This window comes from Thermotoga profunda AZM34c06, from assembly GCF_000828675.1.
Classification (GTDB): domain Bacteria; phylum Thermotogota; class Thermotogae; order Thermotogales; family DSM-5069; genus Pseudothermotoga_B; species Pseudothermotoga_B profunda.
Genome location: NZ_AP014510.1, coordinates 1,828,252 through 1,847,974 on the forward strand (window position 1 = coordinate 1,828,252; position 19,723 = coordinate 1,847,974).

Below are 19,723 nucleotides of genomic sequence, written 5' to 3' on the forward strand. Positions count from 1 at the left end.
AAACTATCTGAGAGTGTCATTCACAAGATTTGTAAAGGGAGTGATCTCAATGGGCTATGTTCATGTCTACACAGGTAATGGCAAGGGGAAAACAACGGCGGCATTTGGCCTTGCACTCAGGGCGGCATGTGCGGGTAAGAGTGTTTATATAGGTCAATTCATAAAGGGGATGAAATACAGTGAACTTGATGTACCAAAATACATACCAAATATCATCGTTGAACAATTTGGTAGAGGTTGTTTCATCAAAGGCGCTCCTGCTCAGGAAGACATTGATGCCGCTAAGAATGGGTTTGAGAAGGTTTCAAAGTATATCTTAGATGGTACTTTCGATCTCATTATACTGGACGAAATCAATATCGCGGTATATCTTAAACTTCTCACAACAGATGAAGTGCTTCAAGTGTTGAAAAACAGAAGCGAACGATCCGAAATAGTTCTCACGGGTCGATATGCACCAAGAGAGTTTATCGATTATGCAGATCTGGTTTCAGAGATAGTAGAAGTGAAACACTATTACCAAAAAGGTGTACAGGCAAGAAAGGGAATAGAGTTTTAAGGATACATATTTGTTGAAATGTGATAAGATTTGGCTATTATCAGTAAAATTGAGAACCAAATTAAAAAATCATTCTCGATTATCTCCCACCAGATGATTTTTTTGATTTATTAATTTATTTTTTTATCTTGTGAACGTTCTTTGATTAAACCTATCTTTCATTTGACTTGGATAAGAGTGGGTGATATACTCATAGCGATAATTAAATTTATATAATCGTATAAATTTATTATAAATTTCTGGAATTTATCATAACTAAAACACCGATTTCTCACAACTTCATAAAGGGGGTGTATTAATGAGTAAAAAGTGGTTATTACTGATTGCCGTTGTTGTTTTGGCATTGTATGGATGCCTTGGACCTGCTAATCGTAATCCGCAAGTTTCTCTGATCTATCCAGAAGATGGTGCACAAGTTGCAGTCCTTGCTTCAACGAAGGCTGTGACGCTCAAATCCACTGCTTCAGATCCCGAAGGACTCTCTCTAACCTTTGATGTTTATTTGGGAACGAGTGCTTCAAATCTTTCAAAGATCGCAACTGTTGATGAACCTGAGTACACTGTTAGTGACTTAACGCCAGGACAGACTTACTACTGGAAAGTCGTCGTTTCAGACGGAACAAATTCCGTACCAAGTCCTGTGTGGAGTTTCACAGTTGGTGGGAATCACTCGTTGATTAAAGTGGCTGATTTTACCACCGGTCCTGCGACGGTAGGTGCAAAGGTGGAGATCCTTCAAAATGACTCTGTTGTGATTTCTGATCTCACCAACAGCGAAGGCCATGCGGAATTTTACCTACCAGATGGCAGATATGATATCAAAATCACAGGTGAAGGAAAAGCCACAAGCATGATCTACAATTACGATCCACAGATTGTCGAAAAAATTGAAACACTCTCAAGAAGACAGATGACTGATAACGATCAAATACCCAATTTAGAAGTAGAAATACTCGATCAGAATAACAATGTCATACCAGATCCAGAGGCAACGACCATCACATTTGATTACATCAAAGTGCATGTGACAAGTGATGTAGTTATCGGCGTATTATACATTGGGCTTGATTATACTCCAAGTGCGGTAGCTCGTGATAGTAGAGCACTCAATACTTATGAATTCACCACAGGTCTACTCGATATAAGACGTTTTCAAGATGTGACGATTCCAGTTCACGTAGTTGCATATACACCAAATGATACACGTGTTGATAAATTGATTTATTTAACAATCAACAGAACCGTTCCAGAAGTTACCGAAAGAATTGCTCCAACAGGTTTATGGTATTATGGATGGACAAGTGATGTTGATCTTGAATATTATAGCTTGCCAAAGCCTTTTAGAGAATTTCTATCCAAAAATATGCCAAAAGAGATGCAAAAGGAGCTTGAAAATTACAAACCAGAACACAACATAACAAATTCGAACATTTTAGTACAACTTGCCTGGACACATGCGCCAAGTACGAACAGAGCTGGTTATAATGTCTATAGATCAACAGATCAAGAAAACTGGGAAAAGATCGCCTTTACAACCACTTATTACACTTTTGATAAGGCTGTTGATTTAGTACCAGGTCAAAGATATTATTATACCGTCAGAACAGTCTACAGAGATGGTTCTGAATCTGGAAATAGTAATATAATAGAAGTCATACCACTTGATCTTTTCAAGGTAAAATTGATCTCACCTGCCGATAACCAAACCAATGTTTCAAGAACTCCGACGTTCATATGGGAACCTGTTGACTGGAGAGATAACACTTCAACACCACACATCGGTGGAGATCTCATAGACGATGAAAATATAATTTTTGTATACTACGGTCCATGGATCTATGACCAAGCGGTGAGTGATCAGCATATCTATTATGGACCCCTAACTGGAACAAACGGACCCAGCCAAATAAGTATTCCATTTGATCCAACTAGTGGATATTGGATCAGAATATATCCTAATGGTGAAGAAGACTATCAAACTGAACCCCTTGAGAAATTCAAGACCTATGAATGGGGGCTTGATGCAGCGTCAGCTTATTATGAAACAGATGACGGACTTTGGATTTCAACAACGATAGACTATGGATATGGTTTTGACAGATGGACTAACGAAGCTGACTACTTCAACAGATTCACCACAGGCGAAGAGTGAAAAGGGGGTGAGCGAAGATGAAAAAAATCATCGTTTTTCTCAGTTTAATTTTGGTTTTATTGCTTGCTGGCTGTATGACCAATAGCAAAAGCTCCAATACAGTTGATAATATTGAAAATATCGTTGTTGCCATAGATAAAGATGCGGAAATCATGGAAGGAATAATCATAATTGGATATAAAGAAAACAAACAAGATGCAATAGATCTTATAAAATCGATTGATGAGAATGCAGAGATCAGAGCAGATCTTGAAAAGATCAATGCAATAAGTTTTAAAACATCTGTTTCTTATAAAGAAATGAGAGAAAAGATCATGCAAGAGTTGAAAAACAACATCAGCCTCAGAGAAAAGATCAAATATGTTGAGCCAAGTTACAAAAGATATTTGATCGAACCTGTCAAGAACGACAACGCAAAAGATTTGCTTGAAAGGACAGTTGCCAAGACGAAGCAATTTGAACCCGAAGAAGAAGAATATTGGGAATGGCTCTGGGGTATAAGAAAGGTCAAAGCACCTGAAGCGTGGGAACTTGGTCACACCGGTGAAGGAATAATCGTTGCTGTGATTGATACAGGCGTCGATGGCACCCATCCCGATCTACAAGGTCAACTTGTTGAAGGTTATAGACCTTTGACAGATGAGATTTTACCAGCAGCTTCAGATAGTTCTTTTGGTGGCGCACACGGAACTCATGTTGCAGGTACCATTGCCGCAAAGATGGATGGTACAGGCGTTGTTGGGGTTGCACCTAATGCAAAAATCATGCCGATAGTGATATTTGATACAGGTGATCCTGAGCCAGGTGGAGATGGAGATTATATAGGTGATGATCTTGTCGCTGTAGGTTTTATCTGGGCACTTCATAATGGTGCAAGGATCTTTTCAAACAGCTGGGGTGGAAAAGGTTATTCAATTACACTTGCCAATGTTATAAGTGCAGTGATTGAGAGCGGTGGGGTTGTCGTAGCATCTGCTGGAAATAGTCACACAGATGAGATTCACTATCCTTCATGTTATCCTGGTGTGATAAATGTTGCTGCGAGTACTGCTGTAGATGGAATAACTAATTTTTCAACTCGTGGTAGATGGATAACAATTGCCGCTCCTGGTGACTTTACGATACTATCTTCCGTGCCACTCTGGGATACTACTGAATTTTTCGACTCAGAAAATCCATATGCACTTTATGGTGGTACAAGCATGGCAACGCCACATGTCAGTGGTGTAATAGCCTTGTTATTGCAAAAACTCGATGAAGAAAATTCTGATTATACGGTATATCAGATTAGAAAACACATTGCGTCGACAGCGGATGACATAATGGCTATAGGATTTGACCATGACAGCGGATGGGGACGAGTAAATGCGTACAAAGCACTTACACACCCATTAGATGATGAAAAAGGAGCAAATGTAATTTTCAGTTTCTATTTGCAGGATCAGGAAGGTGGAATCTATTACGCACCAGAAGTTTATGTAACCATGTATCCACAAAACGATACTGTACCAGTGTATTATGGAAAATCTGACATATACGGCTTTTTACAAATGAGCGGTATTGAGCCAGGTGTCTATGATGTTTACATGGCCTTTGGAGATGCTGCCTATTTAGGTTTACCTGTATCCATGCAAATTCCAAGGTACAGAAAGATCACCGTTATGGATGGATATAATGAATTTATTGAGATGTTCGAATTTCCTGGATTGATTGGTGGTTGATATCGCTCCTTATAAAACATTAATTACTCCAAAGAGGGGCTCAAGCCCCTCTTTTTATTAACTGTGTTCTCAACTCAATCTAAACTTTCTAACCTGTTCAACAAGAGTTTCAGCGATAGAAGATAACTCTTCAGAAGCACTTGAAACACTTTGACTTGAATCAGCTTGTTGTTTTACTGCTTGAGTCATCTCTTCTATCTGTTGTGCTATGGATGTTATTGACTTTGTTGCACTGTCCATTGCACTACTCATCTCTTGTGCTGCTGCACTCTGTTCCTGTGCACTCGCTGCTAAACTCTCTATCTGACTACTTATCGTCTCTACTTGTTTTAGAATATTCATTAACCTTTCTCTTACTACCTCAGATTGTTCTGTTGCCTTCTCTACTACCTTCACCGTCTCAGTTGTAACTATACTCGCTTGTTGTGCTCCTTGTTGGATCTGATTCAATATCTGTCCTATCTTGTCTGTCGCTTTCTTACTCTCTTCTGCAAGTTTTCTTATCTCATCTGCTACTACTGCAAATCCCCTACCTGCTTCTCCTGCCCTCGCTGCTTCTATCGCTGCATTCAATGCCAATAAGTTTGTCTGTTCTGCTATTGAGTTTATTGTTTGTACTATCTCTTGTATGTTCTTTGCCCTTTCACTTAATTCATTCACTGCCTTCTCTGTTTGTGTTGATTTCTCTTTGGTCTGGTTTATTATCTGTACTATACTCTGTACTGCTTTCTCTCCTTCTTTGGCTGCATTGTTCACCTCTGATGCTTTTTCTGTTAATCCTTGAGCTGATTTAGATACGTTCTGTGCACTGGCTGCTACTTCTTCTATACCACTTGTCACTTCTTGTATCGATGCACTTGCATTCTGTGCTGATTTATTTACTTCTTCCATCTGTGAGGATAATTCTTCACTGGTTGCGCCAAGTTCTTGAGAAGTCGATGCCAAAACTTGACTTGAAGATGAGATTTTCTGTGAACTGTGGGAGATATCTGATACCATTGTGGATAAATCTTTTTGCATCTTTGCAAGTGCTCTTGAAAGCCCCTCGAATTCTTTACTTCGAAATTTTGAAGAAATTTTGTAAGTAAGATCTCCTTGAGCTATATTGGCAATGGCAGTTGATATGACAGAGAATGGTTTTATCAAAATAGCATTGACGAAAAACATTCCAATGATTATTGCTACAACAACGAGTATTGCGGTAAGGATAATATTGTTTTTGACAAAATCGCTCTTTGCCTTGTTGATGATCTTGTTTATCTGTTCTTGAGGTACACCAACAAAGAGAATGCCTATGACGTTTCCGCTTTCATCTAATATTGGATCATAACCTGTTGCATAATCTTTAGATAGAATCTTGGCTTGTCCAATATATCTTTGTTTTTGAACGATTGGCCTGTATGCCGCACTGTCTTTGCCAAGAAAGGTTCCAACTGCTCTTGTACTGTCGTCTTTTCTAATAGAAGTGGCAACTCTCAAGAAATCGTCGTCTTTGGCTTGAAAGATCGTGGCAACGATGTTCATCTGCTTGCTGATTTTGTCTACGACTTCAAACCTATTTTTGATAGCTATTCCGTCTTTATCGACAAGTTCTGAATTCTGTAATCTCAATGTACCATATTCGTCTCTCACATATTCTCTGAGAACTTCAAGTGCACCGTTTAGCATATTTCTGTACATCTGATTTGAGAGATCAGATGTGACTTTCTGATTTTGACCTGTCGATAATACAATAAATGGAACTAAACTAACGGCAAGGATCACCAGAACAAGTACTATGCCGTAGAATTTCAAAGATAGTTTCACAACAATACCTCCTTGTTGCTTTATGAGAAATCAAAAATATATCATAAGCACGAACAGTTGTTTTGTCAATGTGTCGAAGGTGAGTCATTTCTCTGTAATGATTTGTATTAGAATACACTCAGAAACATCCAAGGGGTTTTCATGTTGGTTGTAAGGAGGGGTCGGTATGAATAAAAAGCAAATTTCAGCAAGATGCTTGATTTTCTTGTTGATTTTTCTTATGACACCTGTGTTGACATTTGGTAATTCTTTTGAATCCTTCACACATCTTCAGGTTAGTCTGGGTTCATTGCTGGATTTAGTGGTTTCTAACAGTACGTTGGTACTACTTTTTCATTCAGAACAAGATTATATTCTTCAAGTTATCAAGGAGCCCGAAGGAACTTTGTTGTGGCAAAAATCCTATAGTGAGATATACACAAATATTCAGCCAGTAAGAATTATTGGACAATGGCTGGTTTTTTATGGGAAAGAGAAGTCATCAGATTTTGAGCGAACCTATGTACTTGATCTATATACTGGTGAAGATCCTTATTCAAATTACAATCAAGACTTCTTGAGGCGTATGGAACCTGTCGTGGGATATTTTGATAATCGACTTGTCTTGAAAGGCGCAGCCGATTTCTATGTTCTTGATCTAAATACGAAAAACTGGTTCAAAGATGATCTGATAAGAGGAAAATCCTTTGTAGCTTTAGTTGGCGAGAAAATAGTTTTCGTAGATAAGAAAAACAAAAAGCCCTTACTTTTTTCATTGAAAGATGGTTCAATTGAATGGACAAACCAAAGGTTTTCTCAAGAAGTAATTGATTTTCTTTCAAATGAGCCTTTGTACCAAGATAACATCTCTTTGAAAGCCTTTCCAATTTTATTGGCTTCGAAAAAAGGTCTTAAAACCACACCTACACGCTTTCTCTTACTCAAAGAAGACGGAACGTGTAAAATCTTTGAAACTCAGAATTTGATGTTGACAAGAGAAAAGTGGAGGATAATTTTCCAAGATGCCATTGGATCTGGGAGAAACTCCATTCTTGTAGTTGGACTTCGTCCAGATACACCATCGATCGCTGATAGAATGATGCTTTTAAGTTTTGATTCAAATGGCAATCTTTTGGCATACAGGGATTTTGGGTACGTGAATCTTCATTACATAGGATTAGATCAATCGAATAGACTGACCATGGTATATGGTGATTATCAAGATGATTTTCGTGTTAAAAGTTTTGATGCCACTTTGAATTTGATTTTTGAAAAAGACTACAGTTCTTCTTTGGTCGCAAATGATATCAGTGTACAAAAGGATAGAGATCTATACATGTGGACTTTTTGCAAAATGGGTGAAGGTGAAAAAGGTGCGAATACAGTTGTTGGAATCGATAGATACAATGGACAGATAACTGCTTTTTATCCTTTCTCAGAAGAATTGGGATATTTTAGAAATGGCGGTATAAATTCTTCGCATTTATTTGTTTCATTCGAATCACAGGAGAAGGTGACGGTCTTTCGCATACCATTAGAAAACAAAGGCTGGTGGAATGCCACGTTGAAGGTTTCTGAACCAATCTACCCCGATTCGACCGTTGAAGTGATTTATTCACCGACTTTGGCAACTCTTTCCGCAAATGCTGGTATAATCTCACAGAATAACCTCTGGACGACACCGCATGATCCAGGAACATATATTCTCACATTGACAATGGGACAATTGAAACAAGATTTCGTAGTAAAGGTTTCGGAGTATGACTTTACTCTAAACATTCCAGAGTTTGTGTACACCGACAGTACCATCGAAATTTCATGTACTCCAGATATAGCTCAATTAACAGCAAACGCAGGCACAATCGTTGGAAAAAATACCTGGAAGACACCTTTTGAACCAGGGGTCTATGTTCTGACCTTGAAAACTGAAAGAACAAGCCGTGAATTCACAGTGAATGTATTGCCAAAGGACACAGATGGTGATGGTATAAACGACTGGGTGGAATATCTTCAAGGTACAGATATCAACAATTCAAATACAGATTGGGATATTCTGTCTGATGCAGATGATCTTTCACCGAGTATTGATCCATCAGAACCAGTGCTTAAAGAACTCCAGGAGCCAGGCATGGTTCGTGTTGAACAGCCTGTTGTTTTTTATGGATTACACGGTTGGGTGGATATTTATACCATGGATCTATCTTCTATGGATTTAGTCTACCTAAGGCGATCTGAATCAGATGGTGTCAGGCACAGCAAGATGAATGAAGATAGTTATAGAAAAAATTTAGATCATCTCTTTGAGTCGGAGAATTTCACAGTATACGATTTAAAAAAGAGCAATATATTTCAACTATCATGGTCTTCCAAACCAGATTACAGATCTGAATTTCAGTATTTCTACCTTGCCGATATTCTTCATCACAACGAGTACAGGTTTTATTACGATTTTCTGCAAGATTTTAGAATTGTATGCATGAAAAACAACAAAGAAATTAGATATCCAGATCCATATCAGTTCTATCGCTATATACTCTATCCCATCAGGTTAGTCCCAGGTTATAGGGCAAAACTCTCTGTCCAGTTCGCAGATTTCTCGATGTACAGTGATTTGAATTATCTTGATGATTCTCACTACAAAATACCAGGGTTTCTCTATTCATTCTATGCTTCGAACAATTTCGATGATGATAAAAATCTGCCTTATCACCAAGGTCTGACTATAGCATTGATTGAGAAACCTGGGATCTTTCATTTTGTCATAGAGATTCCAGCTGACAAAGCCGTGCATGGCTTTAGTTATTTGAAAATCACGCCTATCTGGGTGGAAAAAAATGGAAGTTCGGTTTCATACATCCCCATGTTTCCAAAATGGAATATAACTGGTATTGTCCGTGAAACGATCTATTTGCAGGACAGTTTTGGTAATAGCAGGGTAATGCGTGAGGAATTTGATAGTTTCGAAGCGCTTGCCAGCGGAATTATGTCTCAGCGGGACTTTGCAGCTTCAGGTGATGTCAAGACGAGTTCTGAATGGTTTGGAATCTTGCAAAAAGATCCCAGTTCTGAAAAAAACAGTATCACCGCTATGGAAGTGTTTCAGACGGTTGGAATGATTACAACAAAATCCGCTGAATTTGGTAAGAAGGTCTGTTCTTTGACTGAAGCAAGTGTTAAGTCAGTTTATAAAATCGATGATCTTGATAAATTACCAGGCGATCATTGGGCGAAATCCAATAAATTTTCGAACATAAAATCAGGGCTCGAGGTCGTGACCGGTGCTGTCTCTATTGTGACAAATGGTTATCAAGCATGGGTTGCATTCAAAGAGGGTGATTATGTAAAAGTCGGATATTATGCACTCAAGTCAGTGTCTTCAGCAGTTGGAGCAGCGCCCGAATTGGTCAACCTTGCCAAATCAAATCTTGGTTACGCTGGTAAGGCAACAAAACTCGGTGTAATCGCTACAAAGAAAGGCCAAGTCGCACTTGCCATTGCAACTGGTGCAATCGAAGTTGGTTATGATATTTACAATTTCTCAACTACCGATGATCCAATCATGAAAACCGCTTATGGTGAAAGGATAGCCGCCGATACCATTGACACGGCGATATCGGTATTTGCAGAGTTATATCCGCCTTTGAAGGCCGCACAAATAGTCTGGTCTGTTGAGATAGAAATATATTCGTGGTTTTTCGGAGAAGACCTTGCATACAAGGTTGCCAAGTCTCCTGGCACGGCTTTGGTGTTCATGTGGGAGTATTTTGTGACTGCTGTACCTTCGCAATTTGCTGAAGAGGCTTATGAAGCAGCGAAAGGTTCATTGATGGAGTTAATTCAAAGGCACAATGAAGCCAAGGTGGGTAGTATAGCGATCTTCGTTGATCCGCAATTGTGAGATAATTTACAGAAACAAGCCAGAAAGCACATCACATTCATAGGATTGTGATGAATGGCTGTAAGAAATTTAAAACACAAGCTGTGGTATAAAGTACTATAAGGAGCTGGTTATGTGACAAAAGCCGAAAAAATCAGGCAATCGAGACTTGAAACCATCAAGAAGATGCCATGAAGCAATGGCATCAAGGCAAGTTCTCAAAGTCTGTCCAGTACAGTGGTATTGGGTCAATCAAAAGGAGATTGGGCTACAATCTTCGAACCCAAGTCCACGTACTGGACAGATTTCAGCCAACAACCAAGACATGTAGTAACTGTGGGACAAAAATCGATATTGCACTCAGCGAAAGAACGTTTAATTGTCCAAACTGTAGATTAAGTATTGATCGTGATTTAAACTCAGCCTATAACATGTTGAGATTCGTAGGGCTGGACCGGCCCGAAGTAACGCCTGTGGAGAAGGAGACCACTGTCAGGATATTTGGAGAAAATCCAAATGTCCTGATAAGTTTCCTTCGATGAAGCAGGAAGCCCATCTCCTTCAGAGGATGGGAGGAGGTCACGGTGGAGTTAGCTCGAAGTTTTGAATAAATTGGACACAAATGGTACAATTTCTTTGTCATGTCATAGGAGGTGATTGTGTTGTACGATGCAGTTATTATTGGTGCTGGACCAGGTGGTTATGTCGCCGCGATAAAACTTTCGCAGAAAGGTAAAAAGGTCGCCTTGGTGGAAAAATCCTTTGTCGGTGGTACATGTACAAATTGGGGATGTATACCGACAAAAGCGCTTTTGAGCAGCACTCATCTTTATCTGGAAATCACAGAAAAATCAAAACAATTGGGTGTGAATGTAGAAAATGTGCAATACGATTTTTCCACGATGAAAAACCACATGAACAAGGTCGTCACGATGTCCAGAAAAGGCATCGAGTATCTATTGAAAAAATACAATGTGGAATTGATAAATGGCGAAGCGACGATCGAATCTCCTAATCTTGTTAAGGTAGCAGATACAAAACTTGAAGCAAAAAATATTGTTATCGCGACGGGTTCTTATCCGGCACTTATACCGCCTTTTGATAAAGTGCCGAATATCTGGACGAGTGATGATGTTTTCAAAATGGAAAAATTACCAGAGAGTATTTTAATAGTCGGTGGAGGGGTGATAGGTGTTGAGTTTGCAACCTTTTTCTCCACCCTGAAAGTACCAGTTACCATCGTTGAACTCATGGAACACATACTTCCAACAGAAGATAAAGATGTAGCGGAGATCATCGCCAAATCACTTAGAAAAAAGGAAGTTCAGATATATGAATCTTCGAAGGTTATTGATGTTCAAGCAACAGATGAAGGTTTTAAATGTTTGATAGAGACCAAGGAAGGGACCATAGAAAAGACTGTGCAGAAAGTCCTTGTCTCTGTTGGAAGAAGACCAAAGATTGGTGAAGATGTGAAGAAACTTGGTATTGAGATACAAAGGGGCATTAAAACAAACCAAAAGATGCAAACTAATATTCCGAATATCTATGCAATCGGTGATGTGAGAGGTCAAATAATGCTGGCTCATGTCGCGATGTATGAGGGTGTCGTTGCCGCGAAAAATATCTGCGGTGAAGAGGCATATATGGATTATTCTGCCGTACCGAGCGTTATATTCTCAAATCCGGAGGTCGCAAGCGTAGGAATCCGTGAGAAAGATGCAGATCCTTCAAAGGTCAAAATCTTTTCATTCCCGTTGAGTGCAAATGGTAGGGCAAGAACGATACTTGAAAGAGAAGGATTTGTCAAAGTCATAGCAGAAAAAGAGACGAAAAAGATTTTGGGTATGACAATCGTGGGACCATCCGCGACTGATATGATAATGGAAGGTGTGATAGCCATCAAAAATGGACTGAATGCAAAAGAATTAGAGGAATCTATCCACCCACATCCAACTTTGACGGAGACGATTCTCGGTGCCATGGAAGGTATCGTTGAGATGCCAATACATCTATAATAAAAAGGGGGCTATGCCCCCTTTATACATCTATGGAGGTGGTGATTTTGCGCAGAATATTGGCTCATCCAATCTTGGATGTCGAAAAGCCAAAGGTTGTGAAGTTTTTCTTTGAAGGCAAGGAGCTTGAAGCTTTTGAAGGCGAAACGATAGCTGCAGCACTTGTCGCAAATGGTGTAGATGTCTTTGGACGGACGGAACATTCAAGACCAAGAGGATTCTACTGTGCCATAGGTAAATGTTCATCATGCTTGATGATTGTCGACGGTGTATCCAATGTGAGGAGTTGTATCACGCTTGTGAAGGAAGGCATGCAGGTGAAACGGCAGATTGGTAGAGGTGAAATAACATGGTGAAAACAGATTTCTTGATAATTGGAGGTGGACCTGCTGGTTTAAGTGCTGCAATTGAAACAGGTAAAAGAAATATAAAGACACTGGTTATTGATGAAGGTGTAGAACTCGGTGGGCAGTTGGTTAAACAGACACATAAATTTTTTGGACACGAGGGATTCTATGCATCAGTTAGAGGTTTTGAAATAGCAAAAAAACTGGTTTCACAGCTGAATGAAAATGTTGTGATTATGAAACAAACAACTGTAACTGGTATATATGAAGATGTCATTACCGCCTACGATAGAGAGAAAGATAGTGTTATTGAAATAGAACCAAAGTATATTCTCATCTCTGTTGGTGCAAGTGAACGTTTCATTCCATTTGAAAATAACCATCTTCCTGGTGTGTACGGCGCTGGAGCGGTACAGACACTGATGAATCAGTTCAGAGTCCTACCTGGCAAGAGAATCTTAATGATCGGTTCTGGAAATATCGGTTTGATCGTTTCATATCAACTTCTACAAGCAGGTGCACAGGTTAAGGCGATTGTCGAGATAGCAGACAAAGTTGGAGGTTATCAAGTTCATGCGGCAAAGGTGAAAAGATTTGGTGTTCCTATACTGCTCAGGCACACGATCAAAAAAGCAATCGGAGAAGAAAAAGTCGAAGGTGCCGTGATAGGACAAGTCGATGACAGGTTCAACATAATCCCTGGTACTGAGAGAGAATTCGCCGTCGATGTGATATGTGTGGCAGTAGGACTTGTACCGTCAGTTGAACTTGCTCAAATGGCTGGTGTGAAGATCGAATACATTCCAGAGCTTGGAGGATATGTACCCTATAGGGATAGAGAAATGAGGACTAATATTAAAAACATCTTTGTTGCAGGAGATCTTGCGGGAATCGAAGAGGCAACAACTGCCATGATAGAAGGTAGAATAGCAGGACTTGTTGTTGCAAGAGAATTGACAGGTACAGATCAGCCAGATCTTGAAAGGATGCAACAAGAGCTGATTGAATTTAGATCTGGACCATTTTCAGATAAAGTTCGAAAGGGATTGGAAAGATTTTTCTCACAACAAATAGTGAGTTATTCTAAAGATGGACAAAAAGATTTGGGACCAACTGGAAAACTAAGACCCATAATAGAGTGTTATGAAAATATACCGTGTAACCCATGCCAAACATCTTGTCCTTCTGGTGCAATTGATGTACCTGGCAATATAAACAGTTTGCCAATCGTTGATTATTCAAAATGTACTGGTTGTGGAATATGCGTGATGAAATGCCCAGGCCTTGCCATCTTTATGGTTCAGGAAAATTTCCAACCTGGTAAAGACTTGGTTGTCTTACCTTACGAATTCTTACCTTTACCGGAGAAAGGTCAAAAGGTCATCGCACTCGATCGAGATGGGAAAGATGTTGCACAGGCAGAGGTTTTAAAGGTTATCAAATCAGCCAACAAAACTAATTTAATTCATATTGTGGTGCCAGCTGGTTTAGCGCAGAAAGTCAGAAGTTTTCGCATCCCACAAAAAGCTGATTCACTTGTTTGTAGATGCGAAGAGATAACTGTTGAAGAAATTGAAAAGGCAATAGATGAAGGTTACACAGACTATGAAGAACTCAAAAGATACCTGAGGATCGGAATGGGACCATGCGGTGGGAGAACTTGTAGAACAATCACGCTCGGAATACTTTCAAAAAAGACAGGAAAGAGCTTAAAGGAGATAAGTTGCGGCACATTCAGACCACCTTCGATGCCGGTGAAATTTGATTCGATCATCAAGGGAGAGATTGAACATGAAAAATGAATATAAAGTAGCTATCATAGGTGGAGGAATAGTTGGTTGTTCGATAGCTTACCACCTTGCAAAATTCGGTGAGAGTGATGTAGTGGTCTTTGAAAAAAGTTATTTAAGTTCAGGTTCAACGGGACGATGTGCAGGTGGGATAAGGCAACAATGGAGCTCACCAAATAACGTGATATTAGCCATGAGAAGTGTTTCACTCTTCGAAAAACTCTCACAAGAGACAGGTGTTGATATAGAGTACGAGCAAGGAGGATATTTAGTTCTTTCCTACGATGATCAAGAAGCCGCACAATTTGAGAAAAACGTTGAAATGCAAAGGGGACTCGGATTAGATGTTCAAATTCTCACACCAAAGCAAGTCAAAGAGAGATACCCATATATCGATGTCGATGGAGTTAGATTGGCAACCTTCTGTCAGAAAGATGGTCATGCAAATCCACATCTTGCAAACTTCGCATATGCAAAAGCCGCACGAAGACTGGGTGTAGATATTTTGACACATACTGAAGTCATCGCAGTTGAGGTGCTCAAAGATGGGTTTGAATTGTTCACAAACAAAGGTATAGTAAGATCTCAAATATTGATAAATGCAGCTGGGCCTTATTCGAGAGAGATTGGAAAAATGGTTGGTGTGGATCTTCCAACAGAGAGTTATAGACATCAAATAATGGTTACAGAGGCTGTGAAGAATTTCTTTGATCCCATGGCTATAAGTTTTTCTGGTAATTTTTATATGAGACAAACAAAACATGGGCAGTTCATCATGGGCCAAGGTGATATAGATGAAAAACCCGGTATAAACAACGATGTCACCTATAAATTTGAGAAAGAGATGGCAAAAAAAATGAGCAAAATTTTTCCTTTCTTATCAAAGTTGAGAATAGTGCGTCACTGGTCTGGTCACTATAACATGTCACCCGATGCTCAACCGATCATAGGAGAGTCCCCAAAGGTTCCCAATTTCTATTACGCAGTGGGTTTCAGTGGTCATGGTTTCATGCTCGCACCAGCAGTTGGTGAAGCACTGGCACAGATGATATTGTATGGCAAAACATTGCACGTAGATATAAGCGAGTTGAATCTCGATAGATTTGAAAAAGGCGTGGTACGTGAGAAAAATGTAGTTTAGGAGGAAATAATTTGATCAAAAAAATAACGTTTCTCTTACTTTGGATATCTCTGACAGTGGCTGTGTTGTACTTTTTGCAATTGAATAATTCACAAGCGCTTACGAGAGTCTTTTTACCAGTGAATTTCATATCGATTGTTGTTGCTCTTATTCATGGTACATTGATTGCAACGTTGGTTGGATTCTTTGCTCCTTTGGCGGGCTTTCTTGCTACTGGTTTCCCACAGATAGACTTTCTCGTGCTGATGATTCTTGAGCCAGTGATAATTGGTCTGTTGACGTGCTTTTTATACGCAAAGGTGAAAAAATTGTATCTAACAATAGCAATTGATTTCGTTTTAGCGAAAATGGTCGTAGCAGTAACTGCATATTTGTTCAGAGTAGATATGAAGATACAAACCGACATTCTATTAGGACTGGTTGGTTTGAGTTTACAGATGATTTTTATTCCGATGATTCAAAAAATTCTGGTAAAATCATTTAAGATCGAAAAACAAAAAGGAGGTATTTAAGGTGGAAATAATCTACAGTGCGGCGCCGGGAGCGACAAGCAGCGCTCCAAGTACAACTGCTACAGGATCAGGTTTCAGTTTCATCTTTCTTTTGATTATACTCTTTGCGATGTTTTATTTTCTCATGATTTTGCCACAGAGAAGAAGAGAGAAACAGTTCCGCGATATGATTTCAAATATGAAGCGTGGCGATACGGTTGTGACTGTTGGCGGAATCGTGGGGAAAGTCATAGACATCAAGAAAGATACAATCAAAATCAAGACAGCCATGACGACAGAACTTGAAGTTACAAAAAGGGCAATAGCAACTGTTTTAAAGGAAGAAGTCAAAGAGAAAGAGGAAACAAAGGAACAGGAGGAAAAAGACAAGGAACAAAATTGAGGAGGGAACATGACCATGAGAGCAAACAGAGTGAGGCTCATAGTTGTAATTGCTGTCATCTTTGCTGCCTTCCTTGCTTTGTTGTGGCCCAGTAAGGGTCAAAGTTATAAAGGCCTGGCAGCGATCTTTCAGCGCATACCTTTGGGACTCGATATCAAAGGCGGAGCGCGTCTGGAATACAGGGTAGATGTAGAGGCGGGAGTTGAGAATCCAAGCGAAGTTGTTGACAATGTCTGGACAGTTTTGAGAAATAGGCTCGATGCAGCGGGATATACCGAGGCAACGGTGAGGAAAGCCTTTAGAGAAAATAATTCTTTCATAGTAATAGAAATTCCCGCGGCAACAGACACGACGAAGGCTGAAAAGTTACTCGGCTCTACTGGTGTGATGTATTTTGGACAGGTCTTGGAAGAAAGCCAAATTGATCCCCAAACAGACCCAAGACTCAGAGATCTGGCTAAGATAAAAAGAGCCGAATGGTTACCTGCAAGAGATCAAAAGATTTGGTATCTCGTAAGACAGGAAATAATGCTTGTGAAAGATTTGAAATTGGTTTCACCTCAAATAGTTTCAGCCAGCCCAGTGCCCGAGACCCGTGCGGGAAGATTTGGGTACAAAGTGACCTTTGAATTAGCCAGCAAAGATGCAGAGATGTTCAAGAAGATTACACAACAATTGGTTGTGCCGGAAGCTTCTATTGGCAGTGCCACGGCAAAGGAAAAACGCCTTGCCATTGTTTTGGACAACGTGGTACAATTCGCTGGTTATGTCATCTCTGTTATTCCAGATGGAAAGGCTGAGATAACTGGCAATTTCTCCATCGAAGAAGCAAAGCAACTTGCAGCGATACTCAGAAGTGGAGCTCTGCCGGCAAGACTTGAAAAAGTCTCTGCGGGATGGGTAGCTCCACTGCTCGGTTCGGATATCGTGAGAACATCTCTTTGGGCAGGAATAGTGGGATTGATAATAGTATTTATTTACATGATTTTAGTCTATGGAATACAAGGAATCATAGCTGACATAGCGTTAATTTACAACACCATATTGTTGCTCGGTGTGCTCGCCGCGACTGGTTCGATACTGACACTCCCAGGTATCGCCGGTATAATCTTCACAATTGGAACAACCGTTGATGGAAACATCATCATTGCCGAGAGAATTAAAGAGGAGTTGAGAGCTGGAAAATCGATAAAAGCGGCAATAAACTCTGGTTTTGGCAGATGCTTTATCACATTGTTTGATGCCAATCTCACTACCATTATCGCTGGTTTGGCACTGTATTATTTTGGTACTGGAACAGTCAAGGGATTTGCTATAACACTGATCATAGGTGTGCTTGGAAGTTTCTTTGTGAACATAGTCCTTTCACGACTCCTGACTGAGGCTTTTAGCTCTCTAATTCGTAAACCAGCAGTCGTTGAAGAAGGGGGAGCTCAGTCATGAAACACTTTGATTTTGTAGGTAAAAGAAGAATTTTCATATCAATCTCTGTTATATTGGTAGCATTGAGTTTGGTTTTCATTTTCACAAAGGGTTTTAATTTCGGCGTGGAATTCTTGGGCGGCTCAGAGTTGATATTGAGAGTTGAATCTTCCAATTTCACAGAAGCTGATGTGAGAAAGATTTTAAGCGATATATCAACTGAATTTTCATCGGCACGTGTAACAAGAGTGAGATCTGTCGGAGATCCAGAGGATATAGTTAAGTTCTCAATAACTTTGACAAAAACCTTTAGCGCAGAGGAAAAGGCAGATCTTCAAGCAAAAATAGAATCAAAGGTATCTGAGAGAAATATAAAGGGTCAAGTGGTTTCATTTAATGAAACAGGTGGTTCTGCCGCAGAAGAAGTCAGAAGACTCACATGGCGTGCGGTAATAATAACACTTGTTGCGATACTCGTTTATATCACATTGAGATTCAACTTCGTCTTCGGTGTTGGTGCAACCCTTGCTCTGGTACATGATGTTGTTGTGACGATGGGGTTCTTCTCGATTTTCAGTTATGAGTTGAATGTTCCGGCTGTAGCAGCGTTTTTGACATTAATCGGTTATTCATTGAACAACACAATAATCGTATACGACAGAATAAGGGAAAACATGAAGAAATTCAAAGGTAAGGAAATATCATTTGTTGTGAATGACAGTATAAACCAAGTTTTTAGAAGAACCATAAACACTTCCTTGACTACATTTTTTGTGGTCTTTGTTCTTTTACTCTTTGCCGGTAATGCCATTAAACCTTTTGCATTTGGTATGACAATCGGTACAGTTGTTGGAACATATTCATCGATTTACATCGCAAGTCCATTGGTGATACGTTGGGTCAAAAATAGGTGATCAAAGCCCCCTGTAAAGGGGGCTTTTTTCAAAGTTGAATCGAGCTTAGATCTCCCACAACTAATCGAGCTGCCTTTGGAATCCCACCATTTTGGAAAACTCTGGCACCTTTACCGAGTATAGAAGAATCAATACGAGTTGTGACATTTGTGATGCTACTTTGATCCATGAGAATAGAATTTTCTATCTCACAATTTTCTAAAGATACATTGTTACCAACAGCTGTGTATGGTCCAATATAGCTGTTTATGATTTTGCAATTTCCCCCTATGATGACAGGTCCGCGAATGAGTGAACCTACTATAATAGAGCCGTTTCCAACACATACCCTACCCTGAATTGTACTGGTCTCGTCCAACTTACCTAAAAGATATTCTTTTTTCACATTGTCTAAGATCTTTCTGTTTGCTTCGAGTAAATCTTCGGGTTTTCCCGTGTCTTTCCACCAGCCTGTTATTACATGCGCTTTTACAGAATGTCCATTCTTTACAAGATAATCAATAGCATCTGTTATTTCAAGTTCACCCCTCCAAGATGGTTTGATGTTTTCTATTGCAGTGAAGACATTCTCTCGAAACATATACACACCAACTATTGCAAGATCACTGGGTGGTTCCTTTGGCTTTTCAACAACGTATTTTATTCTCTCATTTTCCAGAACAGCCACTCCATAAGCCCTTGGATCTTGAACGTGTGCGAGCAAAACAATGGCGTCGGTCTCAGTTTTCATGAAATTCTCAATAACGGGACTTATATCTTCAAAAATCAGATTATCTCCAAGAACCATTAAGAATGGGTCGTCTTTTATGAAATCTTTCGCCTGATATACCGCATGAGCGATTCCTCTTGGTTGTTCCTGAACAACATACTCGATTGAAAGTCCAAATTCATGACCATCTTTCAGAACATTCACAAACAGATCTCTATTCTCTGGACTCACGACTATTGCTATTTGTGTGACGCCGGCATTTTTCATAAAATCGAGCGTGTACTGAATAACAGGTCTGTTCGCCACGGGTATCAAGTGCTTTGCCGTGGTATAGGTCAAGGGTCTGAGTCTGGTACCCTTTCCAGCACACAATACAAGTCCCTTCACTGAATCA

At 39.7% G+C, this 19,723-nt stretch carries 15 protein-coding genes; 13 read left to right on the forward strand and 2 right to left on the reverse strand.

Annotation, left to right across the window (positions count from 1 at the left end; translation table 11 throughout):
• Positions 1-49: 49 nt before the first annotated feature.
• The 3 genes from cobO (at position 50) to TSP02S_RS08935 (ending at position 4,432) form a co-directional block, all read left to right on the forward strand.
• Entirely contained in the window at positions 50-559 is a 510-nt protein-coding gene (cobO, locus tag TSP02S_RS08925; protein ID WP_041083549.1) for a cob(I)yrinic acid a,c-diamide adenosyltransferase, read from the forward strand.
• Between the two features lie 298 nt (positions 560-857).
• Positions 858-2,711: a fibronectin type III domain-containing protein gene (locus TSP02S_RS08930; RefSeq protein ID WP_041083550.1), complete on the forward strand. Its 1,854-nt coding sequence runs from the start codon at positions 858-860 to the stop codon at positions 2,709-2,711.
• A gap of 17 nt (positions 2,712-2,728) precedes the next feature.
• Positions 2,729-4,432 (forward strand): S8 family serine peptidase, encoded by a 1,704-nt coding sequence (locus TSP02S_RS08935; RefSeq protein WP_052465410.1) that lies wholly within the window; start codon positions 2,729-2,731, stop codon positions 4,430-4,432.
• 69 nt (positions 4,433-4,501) lie between these two features.
• Here TSP02S_RS08935 and TSP02S_RS08940 read toward each other — a convergent pair whose 3' ends face one another.
• Positions 4,502-6,238, reverse strand: coding sequence for a methyl-accepting chemotaxis protein (locus TSP02S_RS08940; RefSeq protein ID WP_052465411.1), 1,737 nt, complete (start codon positions 6,236-6,238; stop codon positions 4,502-4,504).
• Positions 6,239-6,404: 166 nt separating this feature from the next.
• On the opposite strand from TSP02S_RS08940, the gene TSP02S_RS08945 reads away from it, so the two are divergent.
• The 10 genes from TSP02S_RS08945 to secF all read left to right on the forward strand — a co-directional run bounded on the left by TSP02S_RS08945 (position 6,405) and on the right by secF (position 18,620).
• Entirely contained in the window at positions 6,405-10,115 is a 3,711-nt protein-coding gene (locus TSP02S_RS08945) for a thrombospondin type 3 repeat-containing protein (protein WP_041083552.1), read from the forward strand.
• 170 nt (positions 10,116-10,285) lie between these two features.
• Positions 10,286-10,636: a zinc ribbon domain-containing protein gene (locus TSP02S_RS11225; protein WP_041083553.1), complete on the forward strand. Its 351-nt coding sequence runs from the start codon at positions 10,286-10,288 to the stop codon at positions 10,634-10,636.
• 120 nt (positions 10,637-10,756) lie between these two features.
• On the forward strand, positions 10,757-12,112 hold the full coding sequence (gene lpdA, locus TSP02S_RS08955; protein WP_041083554.1) for a dihydrolipoyl dehydrogenase: 1,356 nt from the start codon (positions 10,757-10,759) through the stop codon (positions 12,110-12,112).
• A 47-nt stretch (positions 12,113-12,159) separates the two neighbouring features.
• Positions 12,160-12,468 carry a (2Fe-2S)-binding protein gene (locus TSP02S_RS08960; RefSeq protein WP_408645536.1) on the forward strand — a complete coding sequence of 103 codons (309 nt, stop codon included), beginning with the start codon at positions 12,160-12,162 and terminating at the stop codon, positions 12,466-12,468.
• Positions 12,462-14,261: an FAD-dependent oxidoreductase gene (locus TSP02S_RS08965; protein ID WP_041083556.1), complete on the forward strand. Its 1,800-nt coding sequence runs from the start codon at positions 12,462-12,464 to the stop codon at positions 14,259-14,261. Before TSP02S_RS08960 ends, TSP02S_RS08965 begins: the two co-directional genes overlap by 7 nt.
• The gene (locus TSP02S_RS08970; RefSeq protein ID WP_171816336.1) at positions 14,251-15,390 is read left to right on the forward strand and encodes an NAD(P)/FAD-dependent oxidoreductase; all 1,140 of its coding nucleotides are present in this window, start codon (positions 14,251-14,253) and stop codon (positions 15,388-15,390) included. Before TSP02S_RS08965 ends, TSP02S_RS08970 begins: the two co-directional genes overlap by 11 nt.
• 11 nt (positions 15,391-15,401) lie before the next feature.
• On the forward strand, positions 15,402-15,902 hold the full coding sequence (locus tag TSP02S_RS08975) for a hypothetical protein (RefSeq protein ID WP_041083558.1): 501 nt from the start codon (positions 15,402-15,404) through the stop codon (positions 15,900-15,902).
• A 1-nt stretch (position 15,903) separates the two neighbouring features.
• A complete protein-coding gene (gene yajC / locus TSP02S_RS08980) occupies positions 15,904-16,284 on the forward strand; it encodes a preprotein translocase subunit YajC (RefSeq protein ID WP_052465412.1) in 381 nt (126 codons plus the stop codon).
• 15 nt (positions 16,285-16,299) lie between these two features.
• Positions 16,300-17,727 (forward strand): protein translocase subunit SecD, encoded by a 1,428-nt coding sequence (secD, locus tag TSP02S_RS08985; RefSeq protein WP_041083559.1) that lies wholly within the window; start codon positions 16,300-16,302, stop codon positions 17,725-17,727.
• Complete coding sequence (secF, locus tag TSP02S_RS08990; RefSeq protein ID WP_041083560.1) at positions 17,724-18,620, forward strand: protein translocase subunit SecF; 897 nt, start codon at positions 17,724-17,726, stop codon at positions 18,618-18,620. The genes secD and secF overlap by 4 nt, the downstream gene beginning before the upstream one ends.
• Positions 18,621-18,648: 28 nt before the next feature.
• On the opposite strand, the gene TSP02S_RS08995 is transcribed toward secF, so the two are convergent.
• Positions 18,649-19,716 (reverse strand): glucose-1-phosphate thymidylyltransferase, encoded by a 1,068-nt coding sequence (locus tag TSP02S_RS08995; protein ID WP_041083561.1) that lies wholly within the window; start codon positions 19,714-19,716, stop codon positions 18,649-18,651.
• Between the last annotated feature and the right edge of the window lie 7 nt (positions 19,717-19,723).

Bases quoted from the DNA above. Each gene is read 5' to 3' on its own strand.
- TSP02S_RS08970 (WP_171816336.1), top strand. From the start codon at position 14,251: ATGAAAAATGAATATAAAGTAGCTATCATAGGTGGAGGAATAGTTGGT.
- TSP02S_RS11225 (WP_041083553.1), top strand. From the start codon at position 10,286: ATGAAGCAATGGCATCAAGGCAAGTTCTCAAAGTCTGTCCAGTACAGT.
- TSP02S_RS08930 (WP_041083550.1), top strand. From the start codon at position 858: ATGAGTAAAAAGTGGTTATTACTGATTGCCGTTGTTGTTTTGGCATTG.
- cobO (WP_041083549.1), top strand. From the start codon at position 50: ATGGGCTATGTTCATGTCTACACAGGTAATGGCAAGGGGAAAACAACG.
- TSP02S_RS08965 (WP_041083556.1), top strand. From the start codon at position 12,462: ATGGTGAAAACAGATTTCTTGATAATTGGAGGTGGACCTGCTGGTTTA.
- TSP02S_RS08935 (WP_052465410.1), top strand. From the start codon at position 2,729: ATGAAAAAAATCATCGTTTTTCTCAGTTTAATTTTGGTTTTATTGCTT.
- secD (WP_041083559.1), top strand. From the start codon at position 16,300: ATGAGAGCAAACAGAGTGAGGCTCATAGTTGTAATTGCTGTCATCTTT.
- secF (WP_041083560.1), top strand. From the start codon at position 17,724: ATGAAACACTTTGATTTTGTAGGTAAAAGAAGAATTTTCATATCAATC.
- TSP02S_RS08945 (WP_041083552.1), top strand. From the start codon at position 6,405: ATGAATAAAAAGCAAATTTCAGCAAGATGCTTGATTTTCTTGTTGATT.